The 19701-nt window shown below is 51.9% G+C and carries 19 protein-coding genes and 1 riboswitch; of the genes, 3 read left to right on the forward strand and 16 right to left on the reverse strand.

The features are described from left to right. Nucleotides 1–8 precede the first annotated feature (8 nt). The 3 genes from MTP43_RS04135 to MTP43_RS14490 form a co-directional block, all read right to left on the reverse strand. The gene (locus tag MTP43_RS04135) at nucleotides 9–650 is read right to left on the reverse strand and encodes a riboflavin synthase (protein ID WP_154261081.1); all 642 of its coding nucleotides are present in this window, start codon (nucleotides 648–650) and stop codon (nucleotides 9–11) included. Further along, on the reverse strand, nucleotides 614–1738 hold the full coding sequence (ribD, locus tag MTP43_RS04140; protein ID WP_113621371.1) for a bifunctional diaminohydroxyphosphoribosylaminopyrimidine deaminase/5-amino-6-(5-phosphoribosylamino)uracil reductase RibD: 1125 nt from the start codon (nucleotides 1736–1738) through the stop codon (nucleotides 614–616). Before ribD ends, MTP43_RS04135 begins: the two co-directional genes overlap by 37 nt. A gap of 151 nt (nucleotides 1739–1889) precedes the next feature. Beyond that, nucleotides 1890–2004, reverse strand: a riboswitch (FMN riboswitch). A gap of 373 nt (nucleotides 2005–2377) precedes the next feature. After that, a complete protein-coding gene (locus MTP43_RS14490; protein WP_333530349.1) occupies nucleotides 2378–3136 on the reverse strand; it encodes a rhodanese-like domain-containing protein in 759 nt (252 codons plus the stop codon). Nucleotides 3137–3356: 220 nt separating this feature from the next. Between MTP43_RS14490 and MTP43_RS04155 the strand changes: the two genes are divergently transcribed. Together MTP43_RS04155 and MTP43_RS04160 are read left to right on the forward strand one after the other, a co-directional pair. Beyond that, complete coding sequence (locus MTP43_RS04155; RefSeq protein ID WP_181573057.1) at nucleotides 3357–3518, forward strand: hypothetical protein; 162 nt, start codon at nucleotides 3357–3359, stop codon at nucleotides 3516–3518. Further along, nucleotides 3508–4017, forward strand: coding sequence for a ferritin (locus MTP43_RS04160; protein WP_179859643.1), 510 nt, complete (start codon nucleotides 3508–3510; stop codon nucleotides 4015–4017). Before MTP43_RS04155 ends, MTP43_RS04160 begins: the two co-directional genes overlap by 11 nt. Nucleotides 4018–4194: 177 nt before the next feature. Here the strand turns inward: MTP43_RS04160 and MTP43_RS04165 are convergent, their stop codons facing one another. The 3 genes from MTP43_RS04165 to MTP43_RS04175 form a co-directional block, all read right to left on the reverse strand. Next, nucleotides 4195–5532: an FMN-binding protein gene (locus tag MTP43_RS04165; protein ID WP_112090711.1), complete on the reverse strand. Its 1338-nt coding sequence runs from the start codon at nucleotides 5530–5532 to the stop codon at nucleotides 4195–4197. A 468-nt stretch (nucleotides 5533–6000) separates the two neighbouring features. Continuing rightward, entirely contained in the window at nucleotides 6001–6513 is a 513-nt protein-coding gene (locus tag MTP43_RS04170; RefSeq protein WP_146746794.1) for a hypothetical protein, read from the reverse strand. A 111-nt stretch (nucleotides 6514–6624) separates the two neighbouring features. Further along, nucleotides 6625–6957, reverse strand: a complete 333-nt coding sequence (locus MTP43_RS04175; protein WP_005921759.1) for a helix-turn-helix domain-containing protein — start codon at nucleotides 6955–6957, stop codon at nucleotides 6625–6627. A gap of 232 nt (nucleotides 6958–7189) precedes the next feature. Between MTP43_RS04175 and MTP43_RS04180 the strand changes: the two genes are divergently transcribed. Beyond that, nucleotides 7190–7384 carry a DUF3873 family protein gene (locus MTP43_RS04180; RefSeq protein ID WP_044959886.1) on the forward strand — a complete coding sequence of 65 codons (195 nt, stop codon included), beginning with the start codon at nucleotides 7190–7192 and terminating at the stop codon, nucleotides 7382–7384. A 54-nt stretch (nucleotides 7385–7438) separates the two neighbouring features. Here the strand turns inward: MTP43_RS04180 and MTP43_RS04185 are convergent, their stop codons facing one another. The 10 genes from MTP43_RS04185 to MTP43_RS04230 all read right to left on the reverse strand — a co-directional run bounded on the left by MTP43_RS04185 (nucleotide 7439) and on the right by MTP43_RS04230 (nucleotide 19699). Next, nucleotides 7439–8821, reverse strand: a complete 1383-nt coding sequence (locus MTP43_RS04185) for a relaxase/mobilization nuclease domain-containing protein (protein WP_112090721.1) — start codon at nucleotides 8819–8821, stop codon at nucleotides 7439–7441. Between the two features lie 53 nt (nucleotides 8822–8874). Next, a complete protein-coding gene (locus MTP43_RS04190; RefSeq protein WP_097771442.1) occupies nucleotides 8875–9132 on the reverse strand; it encodes a hypothetical protein in 258 nt (85 codons plus the stop codon). A gap of 8 nt (nucleotides 9133–9140) precedes the next feature. Continuing rightward, the gene (locus MTP43_RS04195; protein WP_055187087.1) at nucleotides 9141–9419 is read right to left on the reverse strand and encodes a hypothetical protein; all 279 of its coding nucleotides are present in this window, start codon (nucleotides 9417–9419) and stop codon (nucleotides 9141–9143) included. A gap of 108 nt (nucleotides 9420–9527) precedes the next feature. Further along, nucleotides 9528–9860, reverse strand: a complete 333-nt coding sequence (locus MTP43_RS04200) for a plasmid mobilization protein (RefSeq protein WP_117528343.1) — start codon at nucleotides 9858–9860, stop codon at nucleotides 9528–9530. Continuing rightward, entirely contained in the window at nucleotides 9857–15838 is a 5982-nt protein-coding gene (locus tag MTP43_RS04205) for a DEAD/DEAH box helicase family protein (protein ID WP_442900590.1), read from the reverse strand. Before MTP43_RS04205 ends, MTP43_RS04200 begins: the two co-directional genes overlap by 4 nt. Nucleotides 15839–15999: 161 nt before the next feature. Continuing rightward, nucleotides 16000–16356 (reverse strand): TnpV protein, encoded by a 357-nt coding sequence (locus MTP43_RS04210; protein WP_249235104.1) that lies wholly within the window; start codon nucleotides 16354–16356, stop codon nucleotides 16000–16002. Nucleotides 16357–17244: 888 nt separating this feature from the next. After that, on the reverse strand, nucleotides 17245–17523 hold the full coding sequence (locus tag MTP43_RS04215) for a CPCC family cysteine-rich protein (protein ID WP_316542987.1): 279 nt from the start codon (nucleotides 17521–17523) through the stop codon (nucleotides 17245–17247). After that, nucleotides 17520–17954 carry a hypothetical protein gene (locus tag MTP43_RS04220; RefSeq protein ID WP_015536782.1) on the reverse strand — a complete coding sequence of 145 codons (435 nt, stop codon included), beginning with the start codon at nucleotides 17952–17954 and terminating at the stop codon, nucleotides 17520–17522. The genes MTP43_RS04215 and MTP43_RS04220 overlap by 4 nt, the downstream gene beginning before the upstream one ends. A gap of 65 nt (nucleotides 17955–18019) precedes the next feature. Beyond that, complete coding sequence (locus tag MTP43_RS04225) at nucleotides 18020–18955, reverse strand: hypothetical protein (protein ID WP_097780888.1); 936 nt, start codon at nucleotides 18953–18955, stop codon at nucleotides 18020–18022. A gap of 21 nt (nucleotides 18956–18976) precedes the next feature. Beyond that, on the reverse strand, nucleotides 18977–19699 hold the full coding sequence (locus MTP43_RS04230; protein WP_097782402.1) for an AAA family ATPase: 723 nt from the start codon (nucleotides 19697–19699) through the stop codon (nucleotides 18977–18979). Between the last annotated feature and the right edge of the window lie 2 nt (nucleotides 19700–19701).

Below are 19701 nucleotides of genomic sequence, written 5' to 3' on the forward strand. Positions count from 1 at the left end.
AACTCTCCTTAAAAGCCGCAGCGCAGCAGCATTTCTTTTGTGAGCGTGTTTTGCTTTGGTGTTTCTGATGGAAGCAGCCTCTCGATATATTTTCCAACAACATCGGTTTCCAGATTGACAAAATCCCCTTTGTGCCGTTGGTTCAGGTTCGTCTGACGGACGGTGTGCGGTATCGTGGACACGGAAAAGCCCGTAGGTTCCACCGCAGCCACGGTCAGGCTGATACCGTCTATTGTGATAGAGCCTTTTTCAACGACATAGCGAAGGATCGCAGAATCTGCATGAATGGTGTACCAGATAGCCGTATCGTCTTTTCGGATATTAGCAATGCGTCCGACGCCATCCACATGGCCTGCTACGATGTGTCCGCCAAAACGTCCGTTGGCCGGCATGGCACGTTCCAGATTGACAGCACTTCCAACGGTGAGCTGTGCAAGTGCAGAGCGGTTCAAGGTCTCGTGCATGACATCCGCAGCAAAGCTATCCGGGAAGAGCTGCCTGACGGTCAGACAGATGCCGTTGACGGCGATGCTGTCGCCGATCCTGGTTCCTTCCAGAACCGTTTTTGCACGAACAGTCAGTACGGCGGAATGCTGTCCCCGATTGATGGATTTTATTGTTCCGACTTCTTCCACGATTCCGGTAAACACGGGTACTCCACCTCACTTTCGATCAGGAAATCTTTGCCAAGCTGTTCCAATCGGCTGTTCTTCAGGCGGAATGCAGCATCCGGAAGCGGGACACCTGCACCCTCAATGGGTGCTTTGGCATCCCTTCCTCCGAACAGCTTCAGGGCAATGTAAGCCTGTACCTGCTGCACGATGCCGCTTTCCAGTGCAGACCAGTTCAAGGTTCCGCCGCCTTCCAGCAGAATGCTGTCGATCTGCTCCTGCCCCAGCTGTTCCATCAGTTGCAGAAGATTCACATGACCGCAATGCGCTTCCAGACAAAGGACCCGGCACCCGGCCTGTTGATATGCCGCCTGCTTCTCCGGGTCGCCGCAGCAGGTCGCAAGAATGGTCGGGACCTGTTTGGCGGTCATGACCACCTGTGATTGCAGCGGTGTCCGCAAATGTGTATCACAGATGATCCGGACGGGATCACGGCCACCCTCTATCCGGCAGGTCAGCAGCGGGTCATCTGCCAGGATGGTTCCGACTCCCACCATAATGCCGCGGAATCGGTGTCGCTGCCGTTGAACATGATTCCGGGCAATTTCCCCGGTGATCCATTTGGAAGCGCCTGTGTATGTGGCGATTTTTCCGTCCATCGTCATGGCGTATTTCATGGAAACGAAGGGGCGTTTTGTGGTGATATAGTGAAAGAACACCTTGTTCAGCGCATCGCATTCCTCTTGCAGAACATTTTCGGTCACATCTATGCCGTGTGCGCGCAGGATTGCAATTCCTTTTCCAGCCACCAGCGGATTCGGGTCAGCAGAACCCACGACCACCCGGTGAATGCCCGCGTCCAGAATCGCATCCACGCAGGGCGGCTGCTTTCCGTAATGGCAGCACGGCTCCAATGTCACATACAGGGTCGCTCCCTGTGGATCTTCGGTGCAGGATGCCAGCGCATTGCGCTCCGCATGAGCCTGACCGTATCTCTGGTGCCAGCCCTGTCCGATGATCCTGCCCTCTTTTACGACCACGGCACCCACCATCGGGTTGGGAGACGTCCATCCGCAACCCTTTTTTGCAAGCTGCAAAGCCAGACGCATATACTCTTTGTCGTTCATCGTGTCGCCTCCAAAAGAAAAAGCCCTGAACAAAAACGTTCAGGGCAAGCCGAAAAGACACAAGGGACCCTTGTGCAAAAAAGAAAGCTCCAGAATGCAAACGCATCCCAGAGCAGCCTCCACAAGCGCAGAACCGTGCGGGCTCTGCGCTTGGTATCTTCTTTCATCCAGACTGTACTGTCGGCTTCGGAGTTTCACCGAATCATGCCTTACGGCTCGTGGGCTGTACCACCGGTAGGGAATCGCACCCTGCCCTGAAGATTTCTGATTCAATTACAGCGGCATTATAGCACGGCTCCTTTCGGATTGCAAGGGCATTCTGCAAACCGGGACGAAACCGGGATGAAGCGAATCGCTACAACAATAAAATCACATCGTCCGTAGGACAATGTGAACGGAGAATCCAAAGGGGCGCGGGTCGCCAGTGGCGACCTCAAAATGCGTTGCATTTTGAAGCGCTTGACCGAGCCGACAGGCGAGAGCAGCGCCCTTTGGCACACGACTTTGCTTGCAAAGTCTATTCCGAACAAGACGGTACGAATGGGAGGTGCTGGAAATGGCAGCAGAAAAGACCAAGGTCTACACATGAAGGTAGATACCACTGCCATTGAGCAGGAGATCGCCGCCTATGAGAAGCAGCTACGGCAGCACTACTCCACAAAATCCCGGCTTATGGAGGAGATCGACAGCCTTGACCCGGACGACCGCCTTTATAAGATGTACGATAAAATCGAAGAGGTGGAAAATGGACTGATGGATGCCCGGGCAAAGAAGCAGGCCATTGAAGCCGACAAAATCACAGGCGACAACATCTATAAGATCCTGATTTGCTTTGACAAGTTTTATGCCACCATGACCGAGGCGGAACGCCGCAGACTGGTGGAAATTTTGATCGACGAGGTGCAGATCTGCCCGGAACGCCAGCCTAATGGACAGTGGCTGAAGTCCGTCTGGTTCAAGCTGCCCATCATCGACCATGACCTTGAATTGAGTTTGGACAATCAGGATCGTGTCGAAGTCGCAGACGCTCTGATACCCCAGCGCCAGCAGCTTTTGTGCAGCATCCTTGCTGCGGCGGCCGCTGCGGCAGTAGATCAGCAGCGTCGCCTCCTTATCGGGCAGCGTCTCGGGCATTTCGCTCCCGATGCTCTCGTTGGGCACAAGGACGGCGTTTTCAATATGCCCGCCATCGTATTCCTCCCGGGTGCGGACATCCACCACCACGATCTCCTGCGAGATCATCATCTCATAGGCTTCCTCGGCGCTGATCTTATGATACGCCGCCTTGCCGGGAGCGTCCTCCTCTGTCGGCACCGGCTTGTCCTTGGTTCCCCCGCAGCTCACCAGAAGCAGTGCAAGCACGGCGGCAAGTGCCGCGAAAAGCAATATCTGACGCATAATCAACCTCCAATGCAACTGTGTTTACTGCTGATACAGTTTATATTGAAATATAACAGATACAGTTAAAACTGTTAAGGTACTTCGAGGCAGCTTTTGGAGCACAAGCCCTTTGTGGTTGTTGACAGAGAAAAAAATATAGGTATAATAAAAGCAAAATAATAAGACTCATTCTTGCATTTAGAGGGTTGGCGGTATTCCAAAATACGCAGAGGAGATATTGGCCGCCGTAACGGAGCTGCAGCAGCATCCCAAGGCGGAGCAGGTGTTCCTGGAGATGAAAAGGGAGCATCCCAGCGTCGCTCTGGGTACGGTATATCTGTCCCCCTGCCGGGAGCAGGAAAAAGACAATCTTATGGAGGAGAAGTATTATGAATGCTAACGTATCTAAGCTGCTCAACGAGCAGATCAATAAGGAGTTCTACTCCGCCTATCTGTATCTGGACTTTGCCAACTACTACGCCGCCGTCGGACTGGACGGCTTTGAGAACTGGTACCGGGTACAGGCGCAGGAGGAACGGGATCACGCCATGCTGTTTTATCAGTATTTGCAGAATAACGGCGAGGGCGTCACCTTTGAGGCTATCGCAAAGCCGGAGTGGGAGCGAGTCGATCACATGACCCCGCTGAAAAAGGCACTGGAGCACGAGAAGCTGGTCACCGCCAGCATCGATGCCATCTACGCCGCCGCACACGAGGTCAGGGACTTCCGCACCATGCAGACGCTGGACTGGTTCATCAAGGAACAGGGCGAGGAGGAGAAGAACGCCGCCGACCTCATTACCAAGATGGAGCTGTTCGGCGGTGACAGCAAGGGGCTGTATATGCTAAACAGCGAGCTGAAGGCACGGGTCTACACCGCGCCCTCGCTGGTGCTGTAAGCCCCGCGCGTCTGCGGGCTTTCGCATCAGGCAAAAGGCAGACTGCATACAGGTGGCCTGCCTTTTCTTCCACCAGACGGTTAGATTTTGCTAACTGCGTATAATAAATAAGCAGCGCCCGCCGGGAGATCTCCCGGCGGGCGCTGCTGTGTTCAGAGGAACGTTATTTTTCTTGTCTTACTTTGCGGCATCCACCAGCACACCAACGTAGCCGGCAGTATCCACCAGCGTGGCACCGGAAACGGCGTCCACAGCCTTTTCATCTTTGCTCAGAGCCTCGGCGTCGGCAATGCTCATGCCGTTCACGTGGTTCTGGATGGCGTCGTAGTTGGCATCCAACGAAACGGTGGAACCAGCCTTTTCGGCCATCATCTTGCTGTAGTAATCGGCGTTGACCCGCTTGGACATCAGCACCTTGCCCTCGGCGTAGCCTGCGCCGAAGTCAGAATCGGAGTTGGGCACACCGACGACCCCGGCGTCCGAACCGGCAAACTGGAACTCGTCAATGTAGCTCAGCACGATGGTGTCCCCGGCAGTGGCGACAGCGCCGGAGGTGAAGCACTTGGTGCCGTGTGCGGCCCCATAGACCACATTCAGCTTCAGGTCCTCGGAGCTGCCGTTGAACTCCACGGCCTGCGTGGTCTGGGCGTTTTTGGCGGCATCCACGATGGCAGAGAGATAACCGGCGGTATCCACCAGCGTTGCGCCGGAGACGGCGTCCACAGCCTCGGCACCCTTGGCGGCTACATCCTCCAGCTCGGAGATGGTCTTGCCGACGGCAAAGTTCTGGATGGCGTCGAAGTTTGCATCCAGAGCGACCGTGGAGCCGCCCTTTTCAGCCATCATCTTGCTGTAATAATCGGCGTTGGTCCGCTTGGACATCAGCACCTTGCCCTCGGCGTAGCCTGCGGCAAAGTCGGAGTCGGAGTTGGGCACGGCGGTCACGCCTGCATCGGTGCTGGTGAACTGAAAATCGTCGAGGTAGGCGGCGAGGATGACGTCATCCTTCACCACAGCCACCGCTTCGGTGAAGCACTTGGTGCCGTGGGCGGCAGCATAAGCCTGACCGATCTGGATGCCGCCTTCCACCGGGACGATGGCGGCGGGCTCAGCGGGGGCTGCGGCAGCAGAGTCGGCGGGGGCTTCTTCGGCCAGCTCCACACCCAGTGCGGCGGCAACGGCCTTCCGGACGGCCTTGGTGGTCACCGTGGCACCGGCAACGCCGTCGATGGCGGGGCCGTTGGCGGCCACGACCTGCTTGGACAGCTCTTCCAGTGCAGCGCCGCCGATGCTCTCGGTCTCCTGTGCGCCTTCCAGCTTGCAGTCGGTAACGGTGCCGTTGGCATCCACGGTCAGAGTGGCGGTGACAGCACCGCCAAAGCCTTCGGCAGAGCCGGTCTTAGTTACACCAGCGGCGGTGGAGCTGCTGCCGCCGCCGCAGGCGGCCAGAGAGACGCCAACAACGAGGCTCATGGCCACGGCAGCGATCAGTTTGCGGATGATCTCCTGTTTCATGGGTCTTTCCTCCAGAGAAAAATCGGTTTATGTTCGGTCCACAGAAAAGGTCATATCTTTTCAAGAATGTTTACAAAAGATAACATATTTTGCGAGGTGCTGTCAAGAGATTTTAGCACATACTTCGTGAAGAATGATAAATTGGTGTCAATTTGTGACGCTGACGGTATACGAAGCGAACGGACGGTCTACGCTGTTAGTAATTCCTGAATGGAAACCAAGCAAGCAGTTTTGCCACTTTCGGCCCCAGTTAGTACTTCAATATTACTATGTTTTGGAAATCGGCACAACCATATAACCGTCTTTGATAAAACTAGTTTTGTTTCATCGATGACATTGTACCGGCAAGCAGTGCAGACGTATATACATCTGCTTATTTTGCGTTGCAAAACGCTTGTTGGGGAATGCCCCAAGCCCCTTTGATCTGCATTTTCCAATGCAGGCTGCGCATCCCTACGGGACGCTTTTTTACCCGGTGATATGCTCCGGGTCGTTGAGGACTTGCATGAGGTGAGAAGCAGCTTCTGCAAGAAAATCGTACTTCATCTGTTCGGGAACAGACGTATCCAGAAGCGAAACACCCCACGCTTGCATACGGTCCGCAAGTTCTTTCTGTGCCTGCAATGCCGCTACCTTACGCACATCCGGGGTGGTTTCTGTATCCAGAACGTAGGCTGTGGAGTATTTTCCGTTGCGATCTTCCGTCAACTGCACCATGGAATAGTGCTCATTCCAAAAGCGGCAGAAGCGAACCCTGCCGCCGATATTCTCCATGTCATGGCACAGTTCTTCTTCGCTACTCCATTGTGGAGTCTCGGACAAAATGCAATTCAGTTCCGAAAGAGCCAGCCGCTCTTCAGCCGATAGCTCTCCATGCAGGCATTCACGTTTTAGATTATTCTGCCAATACGGGCTCAACTTTCCATTCCGGGCATCTTCCATTGCTTCTTCGATATTGGGTAGGATTGTCATGTCATTCACCTCAAATACTTGCCATTGGCGTTAGATACACGCTTCTAGTGTTGATTATAAACTATTTGAGGGCAAAAAGAAAGAGCGTCAGCACGTTTGCTGCGCTCCCTGACATAGGTGTTATTTTGTAATATAGGGAATGTTGTCGGTGTATGCATTCAGAATGTCAATGGCAGCTTTCTTCTGCCCCGGTGTGAGCTGGCTCAGCTTTCTGCTCAGTTCGTCATCTGCCACATGGGATGCGGATGGAACGGAATCCCGGATTAGCACATCAGCAGATACGTCCAACACCTCTACGATTCGGATAAAGGTTTCCAGTTTGGGGATTTTTACTCCGCGCTCTAAATCTCCAACATAATTTGCTGACAAATCGACCCGTTCTGCAAACTGTTCAATCGTCCAGCCTTTTTCCTTGCGCTGCTCTCGTATTCGTTGACCCAAAAGCGTATTCATAGCGACCTCACATTCTAATTGTGTTTGTTGCACACCAATAGCATACCTGTCGCAATTTTTGTTATACACAATCCATTTGCGTTTATTCAACGCTATTCGGATAATTTCAAGGTGGAAAATTTTTGTGCGTATCTTTGGTCAAAAAAGCAATGGTCTTTGGGGACGGTACATGGTACAATAGCAAATGTTGTGCCCCTTGGCACATGAACGAAGGTAAAAGGAGCTGCTGAACGTGGATACGATCTATCTGCTGCCCGGTGAGGAACGCTGCGTTGATTTTCGAGATGCTAATGGAGTCCCGAAGGTACACTACACTTACTGTTCCATCCGTGGCAAACTTTTCAACTGCACCTGCTGCACAAAGGACGAAGCCCAGCGGCTGTGTGAAGATTGGCTTATAAAACAGGACCGCTGCTATATAAACTAAAAAAGCCGCCGAGGACATCTCCCCAAAATGGGAAGAGTCCTCGGCGGTATTCGTTTATCGGGTCTGCGCTTTTTCGATGGTGTCCTTTTCTCCCGCAAAAAATCGTTCCACGTTTTTCTGTGCCCGAACCAGTTCTTGCATCTCGTTCCGTGCCTTGCGGTAGTCCGGGTAAGCGGCTTTCTTCTTGGTCAGTAGCTCTGCAAACTCCGCATCCAACTCCTTGACCTTCGGCAGCTTCTGCAGCCCGGCTTCGTCAAAGGCAGCTTTCGCCGCCTTGTGCAGAGTGATTTCCTCCCGATGGGCTTCCAAAAACTTTTTACTGTACCCCGACTTGCGGTAGGCATCATGGACCGGGCGAGTCTTGGCATAGTTGATGATGTGGGTTTTCAGCACGGCAATCTCTGTCAGCCTTGCTTCTGCTGCCTTGATGGAATCGCCCATGGCATGATAGCGTTCCGTTGCCGCCGCTGTACGTTCTCGCAGTTCCTCGGCACTGCCAATTTTCTGCTCCTGTAAAAACAGCAGCGTCTTGGACATCTCCTTCAGGTTGAATTTGGTTGCCCACTTTTTGTAGCCAACACTTTTGCCCTCTGCCATTTTCTCCTGAATGTCCACCAGCAACTGGAAGGGCTGCTCTTTGGCCTGCTTTTTCTGGTACGGCTGGTGCTTCGCCTTTCCCTCCAGCACCGCCTTGATTTCGTCCTCGCCATAGCCGGTGCCCAGAGTTCGGAACCGAATAAAGCGTTTCTGTCCCTTGCCCTTCACCGCCGTGTACTTGCCACGCTTCACCTCGTAGCCCTGCTGCTCTAGCTTTTGCAGAAACGTTTCATAATCTCCCGGTTTTTCTGCAAGGATTGTGTCGATGATTCCGCATAGGCGGTCCCTGTTGCTTTCCTTGGGAGGATAGAGAACACGCTTCTGCCGTTCCCGATAGGGCTTCTTCTCAATGACGGACAACTGGTGTTCCAAGCAAATCAGGTCGCTCAACCGCTGCACTGCCAACGCCGAAAAGAAAAAATCCCGGAACTTTCTGGTGCCATCCAGTGCCGTGGAGTTAAAGATCACATGGTTGTGGATGTGCTGCCGGTCCGTATGGGTGGCAACAACAAACGCATACTTGCCCTTGGTAAAACGCATGGCAAGTTCGTAGCCCACCTTGTTAGCTTCCTCTGCAGTGATTTCCCCCGGACGAAAGGACTGCCGTATCTGATAAGCGATCACATCGCTTTTCTGCCTGCGTCCGTTTACGAGATCATACTGCCGCTTGGTAAGCATAAATTCTTCATCTGCTGTCAGGGCGCTGCAAGCATAGCTGCTGACAAACTGTCCCTGCTCGGTCTTGTCCGGGTTTTCAATATAGTCCGTGCGATTTTTCAGGCAGGCCGCAACGGTCATGCCCTTGTTTTTGTGCAACGCAATCAACCGTGTTGCTGCCAGCATCATCACCCCCTATTGCAAAGAAAAAATGCCGCCCGGAGGCGGCATTGAGATCATTTGGATATTTTTTCATAATCGGCAGCACCCGCCAGATACATTGCCTTGTATCTGGCGCATTCCAACTCATTGCAGATTTCATCTAAGGCGAGATATTGATTCCACGCTTCTTTGCTGATAACGCTCTGCAAGGCTTCCTCAGCTGCTCTTTTGGCTTTTTTCAGTCGCAGATACTCTTCATCCTCACCCAGCATCTCAGAAAAAATCGTGCTGTTGTGTTCAAAATAGCAATCCTCTATCCTCTGTTTGCTCATAGCATCCCTCACAGTTCTGCAAGCCACTCACTGAAACGCCCGATGCCCTCGGTGATGGCAGTTGCACCGAAAAAGAGGATGAAGCAGATGAACTCGGCCACCAGCAGGATAAAGAACTGATTCCAAGTCTGACGGTAAGCAGTGTAGATGCCGCAGCCGAAGATGTAGAGCATCAGCGGAGCAACTACATAGCTGGACAGGGTTAGCAGCCACCTTGCCATCAGAGCTAGAAACGCCACAAAGAGAGAAATCGGGAAAAGAACAATTTTCTTCAGCATAGACATCATATCAAGCACTTCCTTTCTGTTCGCCCTTATTATAAAGGTATCGACTACTACGTTGCAAGGATGTCAAGCATTATATGTACACCCGCAGTCCTCCAACTGCGGGAATTTTTATAGCTCTGCCAGCTTGGAAAGAATTTGCTTGCCAATGTCAATCAGTTCATCCAGACGCTGCCGCAGGTCCTCCATGTCGGCAGCGTAGACCCGACCATTTTCGTTAGCGGTTTTGGCATATTGGTTCAGGTTGTTGCTGCACATCTGCAAAAGATATGCCATGCGCCGCAGTTGCGGCAAGTCAAGGTTCAGGCAGTAGCCGTCCAGTGCCATTTTTCGGATATAGGCACTTAGGCTTCGGATGCCCATGCTGAGCATCTTTTCATAGATACGGTTCTTTTCTGTTTTGCTCAAGCGCAGGATGATGGTTTCATCCCGCTTTTCTTTCATCGGGCATCACCATCCTTATCATAATAGCTGCGGAACGGTTTGACAGGCTCCGACTGATTGGTCTTTTCCCCCAGTGCAGCCAGCACAGACGGACGAGTTGCAGGTGTTTCGGTTTCCTCGGTTTCTTCGGGAGCATCCTGCGAGGAACTGCGGTCACGGTCGATGTTCAGCAAGGCGTTCAATTCAGCAAGGCGGGCAGACTTTTCGGCCAGTTCTTCCTCCTGTGCAAAGGGCTTTGCCACTTCGACCTCTGCGGCCTGCTTCTGCTGTTCAAGGTATTGCAGAGCATTTTCGGCATCTGCAATACGGTCCGTAAAGTTGTCGATGGCATTGTCCAGACGAGTGATATTGCCGCGCGCATCATCGCCCAGCGATACCGGATAGCTCAACTCTGCCCGGAGAACGGCTTGATGCTCATTCTTGAAGCTGTCGAACCGGATGTTCAGTTCAAAGCCACGGTAGGTGCCCAGCAGCATCATATCGGCATTGGGCATCTCCTGCCGAGCCAGCAGCAGCCGTTCGCCCACAGCCTTTTTGTCATCGTACACCATGCCCTTGATGGTCATTCCGCAGAAGTTTTCTTTGTCCTGCGGGTGTGCTGCTGCAATCTGTGAATCCTGCTGCAAAGCAGCAATGCGGGTTTTCTGTTTCTGGATCTCCTCCGGGAAAGTTTTGAGCAGCTTATCCTCCAGACGATATTTCTGATTCTGGAAGTCTCCGCGCAGCACCTTCAATTTTGCTACCTGCACGTCCAAGTCCATCTTTTCCCGGATGCGAGGGTCGCCTGCACACAGAGCCTTGATTTCTGCGTAAGACAGAGCCTGTTCATCAATATCATCGCAGGAGCGCATGGGAGATTTGCTCGTCATAATCTGAGAAATGAACTTCTGCTTATTCTCTAAGGTCTGGTACAAGTAGGCGTCAAATGTCGATTCAGTGACGTAATTATAGACGTACACTTGTTTGTTTTGATTGCCTTGACGGATGATTCTGCCATTGCGCTGAGTCATATCCGACGGACGCCAGCCTACATCCAGATGATGCACCGCCACAAGCAGCGTCTGGACGTTGGTGCCAGCTCCCATCTTTGCAGTGCTGCCCAGCAACACACGCACCTGTCCGCTGCGTACCTTGGAGAAAAGTTCTGCTTTCTTGTTCTCCGTATCTGCGTTGTGGATGAACTCGATTTCCTGTTCGGGCACACCGGCGTTGAGCAGCTTGGTGCGAATATCATCATAGACGTTGAACGAACCGTCCCCCTTGGGAGTAGACATATCGCAGAAAATCAACTGGGTCAGCTTCTGCTCCTTGGTGTCGTTCCAGATGCGCAGGACGTTGTTGACGCAGGCATTTAACTTGCTGTTGGGGTCATCGGGCAGAGCGGAATTCATCAACCGCTGGTCAAGACCGATTTTGCGGCCATCCGACGTGATTTTCAACATATTATCCACAGAGGGGTCAACAGAACCGCTGTGGACTTCGGCTGCACGTTCGCTCAACGCCTGCACCATATCCTGTTGGATTTCCGAAGGTTTGACCACCACCGTCTCAAATTTTGCATCAGGCACCGGGAGATGAAGCTGGTCGCTGGTCTTGATATCTGCTGCTTCTTTGAACATCGCCATCAGTTCAGGCAAGTTGAAGAACTTCGCAAAACGAGTGCGTGCACGGTATCCGGTGCCTTCGGGGGCAAGTTCGATGGCAGTAGTAGTTTCACCAAAAGTAGAAGCCCACGCATCAAAATGGGTCAGCCCTTTCTGCTGTAAGGTGTTGTACTGAAGATAACGCATCAGGGTATACATCTCGGTCATGCTGTTGCTCAGGGGCGTACCTGTTGCAAAAATCACGCCACGGCCTCCGGTGATTTCATCCAGATAGCGGCACTTGCCGAACATATCGCTGGATTTTTGCGCCTCGCTCGTACTCAAACCTGCGACATTACGCATTTTCGTGTACAAGTAGAGGTTCTTAAACGCTTGGCTCTCATCCACAAACAACCTGTCTACGCCCAATTGTTCAAACGTAACCACATCATCTTTACGGTCTGCGCCTTGCAGCTTTTCCAGTTTCTGTTTCAGAGACTTGCGCAACTTTTCCAGCTGCTTTACTGTGAAATGCTCGCCAACCTGTGCTTTCGCTTCTTCGATGGCCTCCTCAATTTCATCCATCTGTTCCTGAATCAGACGCTCCTGTCGTTCTGCGGACAAGGGTATCTTTTCAAACTGGCTGTGTCCGATGATAACTGCATCATAATCACCGGTCGCAATTCTCGCACAGAATTTTTTTCGATTACCGGGTTCAAAATCTTTCTTGCTGGTAACCAGCAGCTTCGCATGGGGGTACAGACGTAAAAACTCGCTGGCCCATTGTTCCGTCAAATGGTTTGGCACGACAAAAAGACTTTTCTGACACAAGCCAAGACGTTTCAGTTCCATAGCGGAAGCCGCCATCTCAAAACTCTTGCCAGCACCGACTTCGTGCGCCAAAAGGGTGTTGTACCCATACAGCACATGGGCAACCGCATTGCGCTGATGCTCTCGCAAATTGATCTCCGGGTTCATGCCCACAAAATGAATGTGACTACCGTCATACTCACGGGGGCGGGTGCTGTTAAAAAGCTCGTTGTACTTTTTTACCAGTAGGGCGCGTCGCTGTGGATCTTTCCAGACCCAGCCAGCAAATGCGTCCTTGATGGCCTGCTGTTTCTGCTGGGCGAGGGTGGTTTCGTTTTGATTCAGCACACGCTTTTCTTTCCCATTCTCCTCGATGATATCATAAACGCGGCTGTCACGCAAATTCAAGGTATCCTCCAAAATCTTGTAAGCATTGGCCCTGCGGGTACCGTAGGTTTCGGTGGCCATAATGTCACCAAAGCCAGTAGCAGATTTATTGCTGATTCGCCATTCGGAAGTGTAAGGGGAGTAGCGAACGGTGATGGCATTGTTGTAGCGGATACGATAGGGCGGCTGAAAAGTTTCCATCATGAACTGCTGCACAATAGAGAGGTCAAGCCAAGTGGCACCCAAACGCACATCAATTTCAGAAGCTTCCAAATCTTTGGGCTGCGCCTTAGTCAGTGCGTCCACATTGCCCTTGAACTCCGAGCGGCTTTCTGCAGCAAGTTGTGCCATCCGTAGTTTATCGCGCACATTACCCGAAAGGTATTCGTCCGCTGTTTGCCAGCCGGCTTCCGGGTCGTCAGCATCCGCAGCAGGGTCTTTGAAAATCACGCCGGACAATTCGGTGGTGATGCGCTCATAGTTACCGGGAGTGCCCAGCAGTTCTGCCATATAAGGCAGGTCTACTTTGCCATGCTCCCCGATGGACACTGCCAGTGCTTCGCTGGGGGTATCCACGCTGGTGACAATACGTTCTGGGCGAATCGTCCGCTTGGTGAACATATCTGCCTTAGATTTGAGATTTTTATTCTCGTCCAGATTCTCCAGCGAGCAGAGCAGATAATAGGAGCTGTCATCATCGAACAGGCGGGCATTTTTCTTGTCGTTGATCAGACCGTATTTTGCAGTAAACGCATCGTAGGCATAATTCAGCTTTGCCTGCGATGCCTTGATATCCTCGTCCGGGAAGTCATTCAACTGCTGGTCGATCAACTCGTTGACGATCTGCCGCAGTTCCACCATGCCAGCCACACGGCCTTTGGCGTTGTCGGACAGTTCAATCTGTGTCATGATGGAGTTCTCGCGGTAGTAGATTTCACCATCCACCACAGTATAGCTGAAATTCTTCACGGTAGGGTCTGCGGGCAGAGTTTTGCGCTGCACTTCCGCATCGGCAACGTCCGGAGCGGCAATCTCCACCGCAGTGTACTGGCCCTCGATGTGCTGCACCGCTTCGGTAAGCTGGTCTGCAAGGTTTGCATCTTCGATTGGTGCAACGGTCAGGTCATGGCCGTACTGGGTGCTTTCTAGTTCCAAATTTCCCAGCACCATTTCCGGATGGTCTACAAAATACTGATTGATATTGAAGCCATCTTCGGTCTGCCCCAGCTGCACCCATGCAGGTTCGATGTCTGCAGGGCGGTCACGCTTCTGCAAAAAGAGGATATCCGAAACAACCTCGGTGCTTGCATTTGCCTTAAAAGCGTTGTTGGGTAAGCGGATGGCTCCCAGCAAATCAGCACGTTCCGCCATGTACTTGCGGGCACTGCTGTCTTTGCTGTCCATCGTGAAACGGCTGGTCACGAAAGCAATCACGCCGCCCGGTCGGATCTGGTCGATAGTCTTGGCGAAAAAGTAGTTGTGGATAGAAAAACCCAGTTTGTTGTACGCCTTGTCGTTGACTTTGTACTGACCGAAAGGGACATTACCTACGGCAAGGTCGTAAAAATCTCGGCGGTCGGTGGTTTCAAAGCCAGCAACCGTAATGTCGGCCTGTGGATATAGTTTTTGGGCGATGCGTCCGGTGATGGAATCCAGTTCCACACCATACAGACGGCTGTCAGCCATGCCAGAGGGCAGCATACCGAAAAAGTTGCCAATACCCAAGGAAGGCTCCAAGATATTTCCAGACTGGAAGCCCATCTTTTCCACAGCATCATAGATGGCGCGAATTACCACCGGAGAGGTATAGTGGGCATTCAGAGTGGAAGCGCGGGCGGCGGCATACTCCTCTTCGGTGAGCAACCCTTTCAGTTGGGTGTACTCGGCAGACCAGTTTTCCTTGTTGGGGTCAAAGACATCTGCAAGACCGCCCCAGCCTACATACTGCGAAAGCACCTGCTGCTCCTCGGCGGTGGCACCGCGATGCTCCTGCTCCAAAGTGCGCAAGGTCTGGATGGCTTCAATATTGCGGGCGAATTTCTGCTTGGGGCCTCCGACACCCAAATTATCATCCGTGATGTGAAAATTTCCTGCGGCTTCCGGCATCGGTTCAGCGTTCAGGGCTTCGTCTGCGGCAGCAGCATCCGGAAAGGTCTGCCACTCGCCATTGACCTCCACAGAGATAGGCAACTTGTCCAGTTCCTCATCAGGTGTAGGTTCATCCCGCCGCAGACCGTCCTCGAATTGCTGCTTGTTGAGTACCTCGTTATCCCACGACTGCCCATGCGCGCTGGTGTCGATGCGCACATCGGTTTCGCCAACATAGCCGATTTTGCCTTCGATGGTTCGGGTGGGAAGGTCAACAACAACTTCGTCACCGACCTTGTAATCAACAGCCTTTTCAGGAGAAACGTCAATAATTTCATCCTGCTGCTGTTCATACAGTTCCCGGATATTGGGCAACCGTTCAACCCGGAAGATGGGCTGTCCGCTGTTGGTCAAGTCCATGTCCTGCAAGCTGACGGATTTGAACATGAAGTTGACGTGATCCACACGGAAATCCCGGCCATCTAGCTTGATGATGATGCCGATCGGCAGATAATCTTCCTCTCGCAGATATTTTGTCTGATGGTGGGTACCATCTCCGCCCTGTCCGGCTAGATAGATGCTGTTGCCCTCGGCCCACAGCTTCTGCGATTTTGCTACCCACTCTCTGCGCAAAAAGCCGGTCACTTTGACTTTTCCCAGCGCATTTTCCTGTGACAGCAAATTAGAACGAAAAACTTCCTTTACAGTGATTGCATCTTTGTCATAGAACAGAAAGTATCCGCCCAGTTCAAAGCCAATCAGGGTATTGGGGTACTGCTCTTTCAGAGCATTGTATTCGGCAGCGGCATCACCATCCAGCATTGGGAGCTGTCGTTCCGCTTCCTGCACGGCGGCACGATGCTCTTTTTCCTTATCGGTCAGGTAGCGGTCAGACTGAATCATCAGGTCGATGTATTTCTCGACCTGTGTCCAGCTTAACGTAACCTTTTGATGATCCGGGTAGTGGTCAAATTCAAGTCCTTTTCCATCATGATTTACAAAACCGCTGCTGCCATCCAGAAAATCCTGCGAATGCCCACCGATGCCGTACTCCTTTGCCAGTGCTTTGGCACGGAGTTTGCGGTCAGGCTGGGTCTGGTACAGCGCCATAATGCGCTGCTTACCGCCTGCAAACCCTGAACCGTGCTTACGCAATTCGTTTTCGATTTCAGCCTGCGACAAAACAAAAGCGGAGGGCAATTTTTCGCTCTCCGCTTGGTCGATTTTTCCAATTTGTTCAGCTTCGGTAGGGATGTGGGCATCGAAGAAACTTAGCTGTAGATCAGCTCCGTCAGCACCAGTTCCTCGGCTTGCGCTTTCAGGCTGTTCATGTGCTGCACCCACGCCATCTGCCGGCTCTCCTTGTCCGGGGCCGGGTTCTGTTTCAGAAGCTGCTCCATGGTCTGCTGCATCTGGCTCTCTGCCGTCTGCTCCACCTCCATCAGGTGCGGGTACAGGCTCCCGTTCAGGAGCATCGTGTGGTACAGCACCGGGCGATGGTTCATCAGGTACGTCCGGCGCAGCCTGCCGTACTTGCCCAGCGGCTTCCGGGGCTGGTTCATGGTCAGGTTCGGGAGTTGGTAGTCCCCGACGGTCGAGTAGGTCACGTTCCTGCTGTTCGTATTCATATTGGCTCCTTTCTATATTGCGGCGGCGAATGGTGGTTTTTACGGTGCGCTCAATGTTCCGCAGCACCTCCCGGCTCATGTCGCTGACGGCTGCGCCGAGGGCGTAGACACTGTCCGGGGTGGAAAAATTGTAGATTGCCTGAAAATCGTCCTTGTCGAACCACTCTGTCGGTTCAAACCCGCAGCGTTCCAGCAGCGTGTAGGTGACGCTGATTGCAGCAGCGCTTTTGAACTGCATCTCCACCCCGGCTTCATCATAATCCATCAGGAGCGATCCGTCAACGATGGCACGAATGTCTCCGCCGTTGTTGTCCCAGTAATCCGCCACCAGTTTCCCGGCAACATCGGCAAGCTGCTGGCTGACACGCTCCCCGCTGATGCCGTAGGTGGCGGCGAGCATTTCTGAAACCGGCTGCACCAAATCGGGACCGAGCTGCCACACCTCCGGGTCACGGGAATTGCGGCGCACCCCGGTGTCCGACACATCGAAAACGTAGTGCAGGCGCGGGAATCCGCTGGATTCGTCCAGCAAGGCGATGCCCTTAGAGCCACGCCTGACATAGCGGTTCATCCGGTTGCGCCAAATGTCAAATTCGGCGCAGGCGGTGGCATCGGGCCGCTGAGCGTAGATCATAAGCTGGTCGGCAAAGGGGTACTTGTACAGCCGGGATGCGGTGGTCAGGTAATCCGTCCAGCTTTCCCAGTACCGGGTCAAGCCGTTTGCCGTGCGCTGGGCAAGGGCAAGGTATTCTTCGGTTTTGCTTGGCATTTTGGCCTCCTTCTTCAGATTTTAGGGTATAAAAATAGCGGGCAACCGTTTTTGGGTTGCCCGCCAAGGGTATATAATAATTGGGTTATCGTCGACTTTGAAGTTTTGATGATGAATGTCTATTTTTCATCGCTTTCGGGCGGACGAACATAACGTAACATTTTTCTTTCACAGGCACCAAATTCCAAATAGTTGTTTTTTGCCTCGTTTAGAGTTATTCCATGATTCAAGTCACTGGGGTCGCTATCAGAAGTAATAAACGGGTCATTCTCCCAAAAGCAAACTGGGCAAATGTACCCACAATCTTCCTTTGGTGGAACATTATAAGTAAAACATTCGCAGCATGGACATTGATACTTTTTCAAATAGATGCACCCCCGCAAGCACCGACTTGTCAATTTGTATATGGCTCTGTGTCTTTTCCGTCGTATACAATTACTTTAATGTTGGTGGCTGCATCAACATCCGCATGAATACCTACGGTATATTCTTTGTCCGTAACATTCGCAAAAGAGTAGCAGCCTCCCGCAGAAATATTGCCAGATACGATTTCCTGTTCGCCTTCGCAGAGCAAATGCACCACAATTTCAAAATCATTCCTATTCTGAATCGTCAGTGTGCCCGTTTTGGATGAAACCTTTACATTAGAATAAGTGATTACATATTGGGCAGATGTTGATTTTTCTGTACAAGACACAGAGCAATCCCATTGGATTGCAGCCTTCGCCTTTCTGTAGGATTCCGAAGATCTATACGCCGAAATTATAATGATTGCGGCTACGGCAAAGACGCTCACGATAATGAACACTATTGGTGCTTTTTTCTTCATAGTCTTTATCTCCAAAATTTCCAATTCATTGAGTTGAGCATATTACATACGCGAACACTCCAAACCTACAGCTCAGTTTCCACCGCAAGCTGCTCCTGCTTCTCTTTTTCATCAGCGATTTGGACATCAACATCTTCGCGCATCTTTTTCAGAAGTGCGAGGACACGCTTGATCTGGCCCTTGGTGTTCTCTACACGGCTCTGTGCCTGATTGATGTGATCCAGAACTGCCCAGTCTGCAAAGAGGCCGTCAAAGAAGAAATCTGCAAATTTCAGAAAGCTGTCCACCGTAACCTGAAGGTCTGCGGTGATCTCAACATCAGCAAGCTCAGTTTTGAACCGCCGCAGTTCCACTTGAAGCTGTTCGATTTGTTTCTGCGCATCGTCCAGTTCCTCATACTTGGCAAGATCGGCCATCAAACCGCCGCCCATTACGTCCCATGTACTCCAGCCCTCGGCATTGTGGAGGGTTTCGAGAACTTCGTTGACCGTATGCAAGGCAGTCTTTCCTGCGTTGATGGCTTCCAGCAGCTCCCGCTTTTGAACTTTCAGTGCGGCAATGCGGCTTTCGCTTTCCGCAATCTGCTGTGCGGCAGGGTGGGCAGAGACTTTGATGCTTTTGATTTTTTCGGAAAGAGCAGCTTGATACTGACTTTCGCAATCGGACAGCCGTGCCAGTCTATTTTGAATCTGCTTCAAGTCGGCATCAACGGAAGAAAGATCATGGAGAGCCGCATCGTACTTGACGCGGGCTGCATAGGCTTCCTGCCGTTCTTTGTCCAGCTTTTCATCCATTTTTCCAATCACTTGATAGAAAAATGCGGCAAGGCTGTGTCCCTCCAGACGGTCCACATCAGCCTGCTCTGCCAGCTTGGATTTTTCCAGCTTTTTCAGGCAATCAGCAAGCGTATCTCTCTGGGCGGTCAGTTCTTTCTGTTTTGCTTCGCAGCTTTTCTTTTCAGCGACCTGCTGCCAAAGCTCTTTCAACGTAGAATCACTCATATGGAATGTCCTTTCCCGGCATTACGTTTCTTCGTTCAGAAGCTGGTTCAAAAAATGCTGCCGATTATTTACAAATGTTTTGGTGATAACGTAGCTGTCCGTATCTTCATACTGACAAGGATGAATCGTGCCATTGTCGAAGCTAAAAATTTCAGCATCAGGCATTCCGAGGAGAATGGGTGAATGTGATACGATAATGAATTGCGCCCCTTCTTGGGCACACCGATGAATGTTGATCAGTAACGTGAGCTGCCGCTGCGGGGATAAAGCGGCTTCCGGCTCGTCAAAAATATAGACTCCATCTGCACCCATGTAGTCCTGCGCAATAGCGAGGAAACTTTCACCGTGTGATTTTTGGTGATAGCCTTTGGAGGGATGATCGTCATCGGAATAGTCGATTTCCTTGGTGGCTACATTGTAGAAGCTCTCTGCCCGGAGAAAATACCCGAACTTTGGTCTGCGATACCCCTTGGAAATCGTCATAGCCTCACATAGTTCCGAATGGGAGTTGTATGTGGAAAATGAATAGTTCTTCGTTCCACCCTCTGCGTTGAAGCCGTAAGCAACAGCGATTGCTTCCAGAAGCGTAGATTTTCCACTTCCATTTTCGCCAACAAAGAACGTAATGGGCTTATGGAATGTAAAAGTGTCGATTCCACTGATGGCAGGAATCTGACGAACATAATTGTATGGGCGAACTCTGTTCCAGTCGATGGTCAGCCCTTGGATAAACAAATCGTTCATAC

Origin of the sequence: Faecalibacterium sp. IP-1-18 (assembly GCF_023347355.1) — a bacterium.
GTDB lineage: Bacteria > Bacillota > Clostridia > Oscillospirales > Ruminococcaceae > Faecalibacterium > Faecalibacterium prausnitzii.